General features: G+C 39.3%; 12 protein-coding genes. All 12 read right to left on the bottom strand.

Annotation, left to right across the window (positions count from 1 at the left end; genetic code table 11):
- Positions 1 to 49: 49 nt before the first annotated feature.
- The 12 genes from E7303_RS17280 to E7303_RS17225 all read right to left on the bottom strand — a co-directional run bounded on the left by E7303_RS17280 (position 50) and on the right by E7303_RS17225 (position 13,781).
- Positions 50 to 1,387: a glycosyltransferase gene (locus E7303_RS17280; protein ID WP_292146697.1), complete on the bottom strand. Its 1,338-nt coding sequence runs from the start codon at positions 1,385 to 1,387 to the stop codon at positions 50 to 52.
- Between the two features lie 167 nt (positions 1,388 to 1,554).
- The gene (gene cps2T / locus E7303_RS17275) at positions 1,555 to 2,838 is read right to left on the bottom strand and encodes a beta 1-4 rhamnosyltransferase Cps2T (protein ID WP_292146696.1); all 1,284 of its coding nucleotides are present in this window, start codon (positions 2,836 to 2,838) and stop codon (positions 1,555 to 1,557) included.
- Positions 2,839 to 3,045: 207 nt separating this feature from the next.
- Positions 3,046 to 3,759 carry a CpsD/CapB family tyrosine-protein kinase gene (locus E7303_RS17270; RefSeq protein WP_292146694.1) on the bottom strand — a complete coding sequence of 238 codons (714 nt, stop codon included), beginning with the start codon at positions 3,757 to 3,759 and terminating at the stop codon, positions 3,046 to 3,048.
- 49 nt (positions 3,760 to 3,808) lie between these two features.
- Positions 3,809 to 4,603, bottom strand: coding sequence for a tyrosine-protein phosphatase (locus E7303_RS17265; RefSeq protein ID WP_292146693.1), 795 nt, complete (start codon positions 4,601 to 4,603; stop codon positions 3,809 to 3,811).
- Between the two features lie 6 nt (positions 4,604 to 4,609).
- On the bottom strand, positions 4,610 to 5,293 hold the full coding sequence (locus E7303_RS17260; protein ID WP_292146692.1) for a hypothetical protein: 684 nt from the start codon (positions 5,291 to 5,293) through the stop codon (positions 4,610 to 4,612).
- A 40-nt stretch (positions 5,294 to 5,333) separates the two neighbouring features.
- Positions 5,334 to 6,347 (bottom strand): LCP family protein, encoded by a 1,014-nt coding sequence (locus E7303_RS17255; protein ID WP_292146691.1) that lies wholly within the window; start codon positions 6,345 to 6,347, stop codon positions 5,334 to 5,336.
- Positions 6,344 to 7,174, bottom strand: a complete 831-nt coding sequence (gene srtB, locus E7303_RS17250) for a class B sortase (RefSeq protein ID WP_292146690.1) — start codon at positions 7,172 to 7,174, stop codon at positions 6,344 to 6,346. Before srtB ends, E7303_RS17255 begins: the two co-directional genes overlap by 4 nt.
- Positions 7,171 to 7,923: a YveK family protein gene (locus E7303_RS17245; protein ID WP_292146689.1), complete on the bottom strand. Its 753-nt coding sequence runs from the start codon at positions 7,921 to 7,923 to the stop codon at positions 7,171 to 7,173. Before E7303_RS17245 ends, srtB begins: the two co-directional genes overlap by 4 nt.
- A gap of 414 nt (positions 7,924 to 8,337) precedes the next feature.
- Positions 8,338 to 10,101 carry an ABC transporter ATP-binding protein gene (locus tag E7303_RS17240; protein WP_292146688.1) on the bottom strand — a complete coding sequence of 588 codons (1,764 nt, stop codon included), beginning with the start codon at positions 10,099 to 10,101 and terminating at the stop codon, positions 8,338 to 8,340.
- Positions 10,102 to 11,901, bottom strand: a complete 1,800-nt coding sequence (locus tag E7303_RS17235) for an ABC transporter ATP-binding protein (protein WP_292146687.1) — start codon at positions 11,899 to 11,901, stop codon at positions 10,102 to 10,104. It lies immediately after the preceding gene.
- A gap of 418 nt (positions 11,902 to 12,319) precedes the next feature.
- Positions 12,320 to 13,558: a tyrosine-type recombinase/integrase gene (locus E7303_RS17230; protein WP_292146686.1), complete on the bottom strand. Its 1,239-nt coding sequence runs from the start codon at positions 13,556 to 13,558 to the stop codon at positions 12,320 to 12,322.
- 43 nt (positions 13,559 to 13,601) lie between these two features.
- Positions 13,602 to 13,781, bottom strand: coding sequence for a CopG family transcriptional regulator (locus E7303_RS17225; protein WP_292146685.1), 180 nt, complete (start codon positions 13,779 to 13,781; stop codon positions 13,602 to 13,604).
- Between the last annotated feature and the right edge of the window lie 62 nt (positions 13,782 to 13,843).

Genomic DNA, 13,843 nt, shown 5'->3' with positions numbered 1-13,843 from the left:
CACTAGATCTATTATGCAATATGCACTTTATTTATAAATCTCATACTAATCATAAATAACAATGAATAAATATATCACTATTCATTTTCGCAATACTCAGTGGCTGATAATCTGATACAATTACTCGATTCATTTTTTCCAGCGTATCCTTATTCAGCCCTCTAAGTACTGATACTAGCTCATTGTGATTTTCTGCATCATATACTATTCCAGCACCATCAGGGATTATATCCATAGCCCCAACCCGATTACTCACTATAACCGGAACGCCAAAACTCAGAGCTTCTATAACTGTATATCCAAAAGTTTCATACCAAATGCTTGGAGCAATTAATACATCTGTTTTATCGAATACATCTCCTAACTGCTCTGAGGTATATTTACCTATTACATTTATATAAGAAGCATTATTGACAGGTTCAAAAATCTCATTGAGTACAAAGTTTTTGTTTTCTGACCATAGTTCATCCAACGCCTTACGTAATTCGAAATATCCTTTAGCTGTACTTTGAGCACCAAGATACGTGATTCTAATCGTTTCTCCATAGTGTCGTATTTTCATATTGCTGTTAATCATACTGTGCGTAATGCTGATAATAGCAGACTCCGGTAGATCATCTTTAAAAAAATCACAATATATTTTCTTGGCAATATCGCTATTAAAATGAATACAATCCATCATCTTAATCATTGAATAATAAAACTCTCTTAAAGACTGATAGTCAGATGGATTAGATTTTATATCAACTGGTGTTTTAGAATTATTCTCGTTTAAAACATTGTCTCTATGTTTTTTTCTTAACATTTGTATAGCTGGAACATTTTTCAGTCTTCTATATGTTGGAGACTGCAAAATACGTATTTTGTTAATTGATAAGGCATGTGCATTACATTCTGGACACAATTTACAATCTGTTACATCTTTGCATATACTATTATTATGAAATAATGTAACTCTTGGACACATAGCATAAAAATCATGTGTAGTAAAAACTAGTCTTATTTTCAGTTCTTTTGCTGCTTCAATCAATTCTTTATGTAGCCCCATTAGTGTATGAAAATGTATAATATCAGGATCCACTTTTTTCAAAAATGATCGATAAATGTCTAATGAGCCTGATTGCATAAATCTTTTCACTTGAGCAATCCCTTCATCATATGGAACTGGATTCGGATTAACAACCTCATAAGAATCAATGTTTCCTACAGACTGACGACGAATGATTTTTATCATTGAAGAATTAATCATTGTCATTTTTCCCGGCCAAAGCAGAGAAACCACATTTCCTTCATGTATTTGCCAATTCATTAAATCGATACAAAATTTAGTCAGTCCCCCACTTCTATATGGGGGAAATCCCAATGAATAGTGTAAAATCTTCATCATACTCCCAAATAAAAAATATTTACTTTAAACTCACACATAAAATGAAGTTCCTCAAATTAGTGAGTTTATACTTTCCTCGCGGAACGTATAAACTCACTAAGCTCAGATATAATTTAATAATTACAAAACGCCATTAAGTAAGCAAACACATATTCTATAATAGCTATTCACCCTGCATACATCTCAATCTGCTCAATATCTTCTACAAAAACAGGATCAAATAATTCAAGATATTCATCAGCAATATATTTCCAGCTATACGCTTCTCTTATCCTCTTCTTTGACATTTCACCTAGACTAATTCTCTTTTCGAGAACAAGTCCATCAGTTTTATCAATTAAATCTGCAAGATTCCCCTGTGATTTTACCCAGTACATTGCTGCATCCTGCCCGACTTCTCGGTTAAAACCTACATCAAGCAGTAAATTAACATTAGTGCTTCCTAAAGCCTCAAGAAGACTCGGATTTGTGCCTCCAACTTCGTGACCATGGAAATATGCATATGCATGTTCACGTATTTTCTTTAAAAGTTCAGTATCATATACAGTTCCAACAAATTTAATTCTTGGATCAGCAGAATAGTGCAACTTGTTCTCAAGCTCATCTAGAAATTTGTCATTAACATTTGTGATTAATGCAAAGTTCTTTTCACTATTACTATTCATAAATTCTCTGATCATTGTCTCAAAGTTATTCTCTGGCACAAAACGCCCTACTGACAAATAATAATTATCAGGTTCAAGACCTTTCTCATGAAGCCAATCTAAAAACTTATCATCATCGTCAGAAAGCGTAGATGGCCTTGTATCAGAGCCATACGCTATATAAGTTGTTCTAGGATTATATTTTGAATACTCTTTCCTAATGTATTTCTCTATATTTACCGAATCACATACTAACAAATCAGCATGTTTTACCATTAGTGTCTCAGATATTTTCCAATACTTCTTTATTGGAGCTGGCCATTTTGCACGCATCCACTCATGGCCGTCAGGGTTTACATATAACTCACCACTCATGGCCTTTATTATCTTTTTGTAGAATCCAATAAATGGTCCTATTCTACATGCAAGTATGTAAAATATTGGATGATCAATATTATTTTTCCTACAATATGCTATACTGTATCTAAGGGCTGCAATATCATAATATATTGCGCAAGCTGCACCTAACTTAGGGCAACGAATTTTAAATGCATGTGCATTGTGATACGTAAACTCTCTTACTTTACCATTTGTATCCTTAACAATGTCACTTACCCCAACCAGCTTTGTTTCATCCATGCAGCCTGATCCATTTTCCTTACATGCCACATGATACTGGATAGATCTTATATGAGAATGCTGTTCTGTAAGCTTGTCTACAAATGTCTCATATCCTCCATACTGTCCAAAAGACTTTGCGCCAATAATAAATACATGATGAACAGTTTCGCTGCTAGATGCGTTCATTTTTCTCCTCCTCCGCAAATACTAATAGCCCTATTTTTGACTATAAAAAACACACCCTGCCCTTTAGCCAGGTTTTAAAAACTTTTTTCAAGTATTTTGGAGTAAAAAAGAAGTCTGTCAGAAAGCTACTAATGTGCTTACCTAAGATGTCTATCTTTCAGAAGAGATCTCACATCCCCCTAATACCTTTTCATACACAACCCACGGTTAATTTCCGTAACCGTATTTATCCCCGTAACCGTAATCCTTACCGTACTTATAATAGCTGTAGCTCTTTTTAGATTTATCCACCTTATTAAGGACTACTCCCAATAGTCTTGCTCCGGAAGATGTGAGCTTATCGGCTACCTTTTTTACAACTTTGTAGTTGGCTCCACCAGCTTCAACAATAAGAACTGAGCCATCTACCTTGCTACTTATAATTGATGCATCCACAACACTTCCAAGTGGAGGAGCATCAATTATTATGACGTCATAGTCTTCTCTGAGTTCAGTAAGCAGATCGCTGAACTTCTGTGAAGACAAGAGCTCTGTAGGACTGTTTGTTGATGGTCCTGCAGGTATTACAAAGAACTCGACGTCTTTTTCCCTTCCGGGATTATTTCTATATATAATGTCTTCAAGGCTGCACTGTCCTGTAAGGTAATGTGTCAGGCCTTTTTTGATTATTCCGTCTCTAATCTTGCGCTTTAGAATTGATTTTCTAAGATCGCAATCTATGAAAATTACTTTTTTATCGAGCTCTGCAAAGGATCTTGCAAGCTCCAAAGTGATAGTACTCTTTCCTTCGTTGGCAAAGCAGCTTGTAAACAATACAGTTTTTATGTCCTCGCCACTAAAGATTATGCTTGTTCTGAGGTTTTTAAACTCCTCAGCCATTGCAAAAGGGTAATTCTTTCTTTCAATCTTTATGTCAAACATCAAAAAACTCCTTAAAACCTTATTTCGTATAGCTTATCTGGATAAAGCATTACCCCTCTAGCAGCTTGACAGCTGTATCATTCATAAGCATATCTGTTTTCTCTTTCCCAATTTTTCTTTTCAGATAACCGTAACACTTTTTCAGCATTGGTTTTCTGAACTCGGGATCATGTGCATCCGATGCTACGATATCTGCATCCCCGGCAAATACCAGCTTCCTTGCTGTATCCACTATTTCTTTTGCATCGTCTCCCAAAAGTGCGTCAGCATTTACCTGGATATAGGCGCCTAGTCTTCGCAGACTATTTACGCTTTCAGGTTTTTCCTGTACTGAGCGGTACCTTTCTGCATGAGCTATAACAGGTGTATATCCGCAGTCCAGGGCGAGCTCTGTAAACTCGATCATTTCATCTTTCTGATACTTATTTGTTGAAAACTCAAGCAAAATGCATCTCTTCTTTCCAAAAGGAAGTAATTCTTCTACAGGTATGTAACTGTTTTCCTCAAAGATTATTTCTTTTTTTCCGGCATAGTAGCCTTCCAAAAGTGCCTTTAACCTGCTGTCACAGTGATACTCCCTGCTAAGATATACAGACATATCTTTCATATCTGTTTCCTGAATAAGTTTTTTTACTTCCTCAAAACTGGCTTTCACTTCAGATACTTTTGTATCAAACATGTTATTCCGCAAATGCGGCGTCATAACAATATGACGCACGCCTTGGGAATATTCATCTTTTATCAGTTCTAAAGCATCCTCCATATCAGCTGCTCCATCATCTACATATGGTACTAAGTGGCAATGGATGTCCGATAAAACAGCTGCCTCAGAAAATAAAAACATGATTATTTATGCCCTCTTTTTTGCTTTGTAAGCAACAACAGATGAAACAACTGCTCCTGCAGCGCAGATAGCAATGATCCATGCGAAGTCATCACCTGTTCTTGGTGATTTAGCCTTGCTTGCACCAAGTACTGATGAGTCAAGTGTTGTCTTATCTACAACAACTGCTACAGGTGAAAGACTTGTGAACTTACCAACAATAAGTCCGTCCTTAACCTCTGTAGGCTCTACAGTCCACTTACCATTCACAAAGTGGCAAACAAAAGCTTTGGTGTTAACTGTAACTCCAGGGAAGTTGAAAGAGACGAATAATGGATTCTTCTCTGAAACTTCTACGCCAGGCTTTGCTGTAAGTTCCATGCTGCCAAGGACTGCAACCTTCTCAGGTGAAACGCTTACACCAGTTGAAGCAATTACTTCAGCGACTGCGTTAACGTCATTGAGCACTGCTGCAGCTTCTGCATTTGTGATCTGCTCTACAACAACATCGTCACTGACAACGCCTTCTCTGACATCACCAAGGACCTGTGCGCCCTGTGTTGCCTGTGCTGGCTGAGCAGTAGTACGAGCAGCGCCTGCCACTTCAAGAGTAGTTGTTCTGGAAGTTGCATAAACTTCTGAACTGAATGTTAGTGTTGAAACTAACACTGCTGCGATCGCAGCGATTGATAATACCTTTACCCTTTTCATACTTTTCTCCTTTACTAAATTTTTTGTTACAAAAAAGCTGTTACACTTTTTTATAAAAAAGCTCTAGCACAACTTCTAGAAGCTTTTCATCATCTATATAAAACTCATCATGGACTCCTTCGGTAACATTTTCCCCGGGCAAGGTCATTATTGTTCCTGAGTAGTCGTATGATGCTAGATGATCGACACTGTCTGCATCGATGTCTTCATACAGATAATCACCTGCGCTGTTTTCCATAGTCTCTATAATAGAGGAACCTTTTCCATGGATCGTATTAAAAAGAGCCATCATAAACTGTGTCTGTCTGGACATACGGTTCATGTTACTGCCTCTTATTGTCACATCTCTGGTGTGAACAAAATCGTAAGCCCTCTGTCCGTCAAGCGTTATCACAGCTCCTTTTGTGTAGGCAGGATCAATGTCTGTGTGATCATCTTCAAGCTTCAGCGTTACCCCGCCTATGGAATCTACTATTGGCTCAATGCCCTCCATAGTCAGTGATATCACGCTGTCAATCCTTGTTCTTCCAAGAAGGTCGGATACCTTTTCTCTTGTCAGATTGCTGGCCTGCATTGGATCGCGGCCATAAGAGTACTGCATTGTCAGTTGCTCTTTTCCGGTTGTAAGATAATTCCCGTCATTGTCATATATATCAACATCCACTATTGAATCTCTGTTGATCTCAAGTGGTGTGATCTGCTGTTTTTCATTGTCGATGGCGAAAAGAATGATGGTATCACTCCTTCCACCCTCATCTATCCCAATACCTTCTCTTGTCTGGTTGCTGGTATCAATTCCAAGAAAAAGAACTGTATCAACCTTGGTGTTTATCTCATATCTCTGACCTTTATAAGTGACGCTTCCATCAAAAGAATCTCTTATAAAATCATCTTCTCCTGTAGTGCCTTCAGCGGCACTTTCATTACCTGAATCTGTTTTTCTGGTAATTGATGTAATTTTATTAACTTCAGATAACTTCGCTCCGGCAAATACTGCAATTCCAATTACTATGGCTGCCGCAGCGATCATCATATATACTTTCTTCTTTTTCATTTACCGGCACTCTGTCCATCTATTTCTGTAAGAACTGCCAAAACTATGAATCTATTGCTTCGAAGCTTTGCATCGCAGGTGCTGAGTGTAAGAATGTAATTGTCCTTTGTAACCTTTACATCTTTGTCGATGTAGCTTCTGTCTGCTACTGAATCTGTTGTCAATGACTTAATAAAAGCCGTTCTATCTGATTCAATGTTGTCGTTATAGTAATAAGGAATATGTGCATCGCTATACATGACTGCACCAAATATTTTATAAGTAAATGCGTGCTCTTTCGTATAAACCTTTACTTCGCGATGCTTATTAAAAAAGTCCTTATCCTCAAAGCTATGAAGTCCGGCAAACATGCTGCCATCCTTCATATTGTGTCCATAGACAACAGTGTTGAACTCTTTAAAACTACCTGTATCACAAAGCTCAATGTATGGGCATCCGTGCGAAGATGACATTCCGTTAGCGCCGTGTTTGAGATAATATCCATCATCTGTCGGATGCTGCGCTATAGGATAATCTATCTTGGTTCCCGGAACATTGATCCATGCGAATATGTCCGGATTGGTCTTTTGTAATTTATCAAAATCAACCGGTATGACCGGCGCAGATGCCTCACTCTTATCTATCTTGTTTACTTCTACGGAGTTCTGCGTTGTAGCCAGCGCTGTCTGTGCACTCTGTTCATTGGTACTTTCCTGAACAAAATCTTCTTCGATATTTGTTTCCTCTTTTTCACGGGAATAGTTTGCAAAGCTATAGGAGCCAATTCCCGCAAAGATTGCTGCTACAAGTATCCCCGAGAGAAATATCACATTGCTGTTTTTTTTCATAATCTTCTCTTACTGTTCCTTCTGCCTCTCATATCGCCCTGCTGTTCACCCTCGATACTCTTTTCATAAGGGAACTCAGCAAGTGTAGCCAGGCCAAGATACTTGGTAACATCCTCTTCATCTCTAAGAGACATGTCGCTGTAGTAGCGAACAAGGATAATAGCGATTGCTATAAGCATTCCTATGATTCCGCCAAGGGCTGTATTTTTAGTCTTACTTGGGCTTGAAGGCTTAGTGGCCGGAACCGCATTCTCAACAGATGAAGGTTTTGTTGTATCAATTACCTCCGCAACTCTCGCTGCAAGGTTTTCAGCAAGCGCATTAGCTATATCGCAGGCAAGCTGAGGATCCTGATTAGAAGCTGTTATCTTTATGATTCGTGACCCCTTAGGATTTTCAACATCTATTGTCTTAACCAACTTCTCATAATTGGTATCAAGTTCAAGCTCCTGTATTACTCTTTCTATAACCGGACGGCTTGTTCCCAAAATCTCAAAATCAACTGTCAGCTGTGATCCGATCTGAAGATCAATGGCTGACGTTACCGATGTAGTCTTCGAAAAAATATAAATCATAGAAGAGGACTTATATACTGGTTTAATAATTAACAATGTGATTAATAATGCAATGATTGCTCCTGATAAAAGTGCAACTATAATTGCGATGATATGACTTTTCAAAACAAAGAAAAGCTCGCCAAAATCGATTTCGTCGTCAGTTCCTTCTAACTCAATAAACTCATTTTCCATTTAAAAAAAGTTTCCTTCTTATATTAATTAAATCGATAAACTGAATTATCATTCATAACATACACCACAAACGAATTAATGACAATACAATTTTCATACTTTTTTTATGTAAAATTTAGAATTTTAATTTCACGTTAACTTTTGTCTATAATATTGTACAAATATAGTCAAACACTAGCATTTGTTTCTATATAATATTCTCTTGATTTACGAATTTGTTCACAATTACACTATATAAATTTTTATATTTGTGTACATTTTGTGTTTTTATGCACGTAATTGTGTACACAATTTTTAGGGCGATTTTCGCATCTATAAATCTCATCAAAAAATGCAAAAATTAAGAGACACTTCCCGAAATTTTTTCCGGGAAATGTCTCCGTTTCCTATCGTCACTATCAATAGATAAATTATTTACGCAATGCTCCACTCTGCGCTATCATTCTGGAGCATTGTCATATGTTTAAAGATTCCATCATTCTTTTTCATAAGTTCATTAGGGCTGCCTTCCTCCGCAACCTTTCCATCCGCAAGGACCACGATCTTATCTGCCGCTTCAACAGTGCGCATGCGATGCGCGATAACAAGAACTGTCTTACCTGAAAGCAGCCGCGACAGCGCTCCCTGAACTTTTGTTTCATTCTCAACATCCAAAGATGCCGTAGCTTCATCAAGAAGAACAATGGGCGCATTTTTCAAAAGAGCTCTCGCGATGGAAATGCGCTGTCTCTCTCCGCCTGAAAGTTTTGCACCATTTTCGCCTATGGTCGTGTTGTAACCCTGTGGCAATTTCAGCACGAATTCATCACAATTTGCAGCCTTTGCTGCTGCCATTACTTCTTCATCAGTAGCGCCATGCTTACCAAGACGGATGTTTTCCATTACTGTGTCATCAAAGAGCACAACATCCTGAAATACCATAGAGTAATCAGACAAAAGCACCTCCGGATCAACAGAGCCTATATCTACTCCGCCCACTTTGATAGAACCTGTTGAAGCATCCCATAATCTGGCAGCAAGTCTTGCGCAGGTACTCTTACCTGATCCAGACGGACCTACAAGTGCTGTCACTTCCCCTTCCTTTGCTGTAAAGCTGACACTGCTCAGGACTTTCTCATCACCACTAGTATTATTATCCTGATATGCAAAGCCAACATTGTCAAAAACAATGTCATGTCCTGCCGGTTCAAAGCTTCCTGCACCTTCTGCTGTCTTTGTATCGTAGATTTCCGTAAGCCTAGTAGCTGAAATCTGCGACATGAGCATTTCTGAAATAAGGGCAAGAGCCTGATCAAAAGGCGCATAGATTCTGGTAATAACTAACATGAACATAAACAGCACCATAAAATCAATGCTTCCAGAAACAATCATCTTTGTTCCGGCAAGGATCGTTGTTGCAACGCCAAGTCGCATAATGACACTTGCTGCATTTACAAAGATCCCGCAGGAAAGCTCCCCTGAGATCATTTTTTTCTCATGATTATTTATCTTTTCATCAAGGTCTTTCAGGAATCTTTCTTCCTGATTGGTAGCTCTTATCTCCCTGATATTCTCAATTGTCTCCTGGATACCGTCAGATACCTGGATTCCGGCCTCTTTAGTGATCTCCGAATTGCGCTTATTTATTTTCCTGCTGCCAAATAAAAGAATAAATGCAACAGGCACTCCCCATAGGCAGGCAGCTGCAAGTCTCCAATCAAACGCAAACAGCATTACTGCCACTACCGCTGTCGATATATATGACCCATACAGATATCCAAGGCAGTGCGACCATACGTGTTCCAATCTGTTCACATCGCCCATAATGGTTTCTGTAAGGTCTGCGAGATCTCTTTTTCCAAAATATCCAAGAGGAAGCTTTCTCATTCTCTCAGCTAAAGAAATACGAACGTCTTTTACTTCCCCGTAAACCAGTCCATATGTTGCCGTATACTGCTGCATATGTGTGACAAAAGATATCACAACAAATCCAAGTACCAGGGCCAGGATCATTACTACACCGGGAAGCGCAGTGCCTTTAGTCAGCGTATCCATGTACTTAGACATCATATAGTAGAGGATTCCCATTCCGCCCATAGTAATAAGATTTACTATAACGGTCCAAAGTGTTGCCTTTTTTGTATTTTCTATTCCATGATCGGTAAGTGCATATTTTCTTTGAAATTCTTTTCCAAACATTTACATCGCCTCCCCTGCAGAAATGCGCCAATTGACTGCCTGATTGTAATCCGCCCACATGTGTGAGTACATTCCGTTCTTTTGTTTCAAAGTTTCATGTGAGCCCTCTTCTACAGTCTTACCTCCATCAAGCACAATGATCTTGTCTGCGCTCACAACTGTTGAAAGACGATGAGCGATCATAATGACTGTTTTTCCTTTGGTAAGTGTCGCAAAGGCTTTTTGAATGAGCACTTCATTTTCCGGATCCGCAAAAGCTGTCGCTTCATCAAGGATGACTATAGGCGCATCCTTAAGGATTGCTCTTGCAAGCGCCACTCTCTGCTGCTCTCCACCGGAAAGATAAACGCCGGCTGTTCCTATTACTGTATCCATGCCATTTGGAAGCTTAGCAAGAATGTCGCCGCACTGTGCTGCATCAAAAGCTCTTTGTACTTCTTCTCTTGAAGCTCCAGGCTTTGCTGCCCTGACGTTTTCAAAAATGCTCGCTTTAAAGAGCCTGTTATTCTGGAAAACAAATGCAATCCTGTCCATCAGGACGTGGGGATCCATGTTCCTTACATCCACGCCTCCAACATATACAGCCCCTGAGGTCACATCCCAGAAGCGAGGTATCAGGCTGGCTGCAGTTGTTTTTCCTCCTCCCGAAGGTCCAACAAGCGCTACTGTCTGTCCAGGTTCCACTTTAAAAGAAACATGGTCAATTGCTGGAATATCTGCCCCTTCATAAGTAAAGCTTACATCCTTGAATTCAATGCTGTTATCTTTGGGTGTCTCAGGGTTATCTGTCACTTCGAGCGTTGGAGCCCCCATAACCTGATCAATTCTCTTGATAGCACTACTTGCAAGCATTATACCGTTTGTAGCGAACATGATCCTTGCAAGAGCAGTAGATACAATAGCAGAAAAAACTGCATAGAAAGCAAAATTAGTCACAAAGCCTGCAAAGTTCCCGTCCTTCAATGCTCCAGGTGCGATAAGAACTGCTGCCGGAACAAGGAAAATAAATGCTCCTTCGGTTGCTGTGAGGTTAACTGACTGAGGGACTCGGCAAACCTTAATCGCATAATGCTCTGCCTTCTGGCTGTAGTCTTCTATAGCATCCTTAAATGCCTTGAAGGAATACACCGTTTGCTGGAAAACCTTAACCACCGGTATTCCCCTTACATATTCTGTACCGGCCTTACTCATATAATCCTGCGCAGCCTGATACTCATGCATAAGCTGTGCATTCTTACCGCCCATCATTGTAAACATGGCAGCCACAGATACAACTGCCGCCAAAAGACATGAAGCCCCCATCCTCCAGTCAAACACAAACATCAGGACTATCATCCCAACAAACATAACAATACTTCCAACAATATCAGCCAGGTTATGGGCCAGAAGTGTTTCAGTTTCTGATGCTGCACCATCAAGGCGGTTTCGTAAAAGACCTGACGCATTAGAATCAAAAAATCCAAGAGGCGCCTCCATAAGATGTGCCATTCCCTGCTTTCTGATATTTGAAGCAGTTCTGAATGCTGCAAGATGTGTGCACATAAGTGCAGCAAAATAAACAAGTATACCTACTACTGCAAATACAAATGCCATCCATCCGTATTTTTGAACCCCTGTTGCCAATGTCCAGTTTGGTGCTACTGCAATGAGATCCCGCGCTACAAGCCATATACAGATGTACGGCAACATTCCAAGAAACATTGCAATTCCTGACAATGCAAGTCCTATAAAAGTCAGGATCTTGTATTTTCCTGCATACCCCAAGAGTATTGCAATATCACTTTTTTTCTTTTCCTCCATACATATTTCCTCCTTTTGTCACTATATTCATGCATTCAAAGCAAAAATACGCAATTTGCTAGTTTTATATAGTTAGCCACAGCTAACATTCTAGGTCTCATTCTGATTTAGTGTCAATAATATTACGGAATTTTATATGAGAAAAAATATCAAAAAAAGACACTTCTTAGAATCTCTTCTAAAAAGTGTCTCTAATTAATTCAATATATATAACTGTAATTACTCAGCTACGTAAGGCATAAGTGCCAGAACTCTTACTTCATACGCCCTTATCGGTTATTATCGGTAATTATCAGTAACATACCGACTTCTGCCCTTTTATCATCAAGGTATTATTAGTAATTATTGGTAACAAAAACTGTGTCAGTTTTATGTCCATTACCTTTTTTATATGTCTTTATAACATGGAGGCCTCTTTCTATAATTCCTTCCACTTAGCAGATAAGTTCTGCATAGCCTCCTGATTTTTTGTTCCTGTGGCTTCGGCATATACATCCAGTGTAGTACGAACGCTCTTATGCCCCATCACAGACTGAACTACTTTTACATTTGACTCATTCTCACAAAATCTTGTACAAAAGGTGTGTCTCAGATAGTGTACTGAGAAATTTGGGAGAAGCAACGGCTTTCTCTTTTCCTTTGCCGCTCTGACTTCCTCTTCCATATTATAGGATGCCACTATTCTCTTGATTGCGAAATTAAGATTCTGCTCACAAAGAACATCATTATTGGCATTCTTGAAGATAAATCCGCTCATTCCCTCTATTACAGTTTCGTTAAATCCAGTAACCAACTGCTCTTCATAAATTCGCTTAAAGCAGTCATAAACTTGATCCATCATTGGAATTACACGAATTCCTGCATCTGTTTTTGGAAGGGATACCCCTAGTCTTCTTGCCGGATCTCCACGATGTCTCTTTACTCTGACAAGCGCATGGTTTATGTTAATCGTTCTCTCTTCCATGTCTATGTCCTGCCAGCGAAGACCTATAAATTCACCACATCTACATCCAGTTCCCAGAAGAATTGTGAAAATCGGCCACCAATGATCATATACTTCGTGCCCTTCCATATAGTTCATGAATGCTTTCTGCTGTTCAACAGTAAGTGCATTCCTGATCCCTTTGTTCTTACCATAATCATTGGAAAGCTCTCCCAGAACTCCATGACAGGGATTCTTCCTTATAATGTCGTCCCTTACTGCCATTTCGAACGTCGGGTGAAGGCAACTATGAATAGTAGCAATTGTGTTTGGCTGTATTCCATCCTCTGTGACCATCTGCTTATAGAACAGCTTCACATCTGAGTACTTGATACTTCCAATTGGTCTTTCTCCGAAGCCATTCCTAACATGCCTGTTATACATCACTTCGTAATTAGCTCTGGTTGTTCTTCTGAGATTAGTCTTAACAGCCATAAGTCTGTCAAACACTTCGTTGACTGTTGCGTGACCTGCCACATAACTATCTATGCCTTCCATCTGGTCCCGCTTCAGATCCATTTCTCTTTCACGCAGCTTGGCCAGATCTGTTGCATATATGTATCTTCGTGTTCCTCTTGGATCTATATATGTGTAATGATATCGCTTTTCTTCCGGTCGATAGGTTTCACCTTTTCTTAAGACTCTGCCTTTGTTATCCTTTCTGGACTGTGCCATTTAACCGCCTCCTTCTTTGATAAGAAAGAGACCCTTGCCTTGGTTATCCTTTGGCGTAAACCAATTCAATACCTTCCATGATAACCTGTGTCATCGTCTTTGAATGCTTCTCGGAGTATTCCTTCAGCCTGGAATAATCGTCCGCAGTAAGCCTGATTGTGACTGGGCTTCTCTTTGGATTTTCTGCAAATGGGTGTCCCACTTTTCTCTTATTCTCTGCCAAAACAATACCTCCTTGCATCTATAACCATTATAATTGGTGTATGACATCAATGCAAGTGTCTC

It is taken from the genome of Butyrivibrio sp. (assembly GCF_015056685.1).
Taxonomy (GTDB): Bacteria; Bacillota; Clostridia; order Lachnospirales; family Lachnospiraceae; genus Butyrivibrio.
The sequence above is the reverse complement of the archived record's forward strand: the minus strand, read 5'-3'. Positions and strand labels throughout refer to the sequence as shown.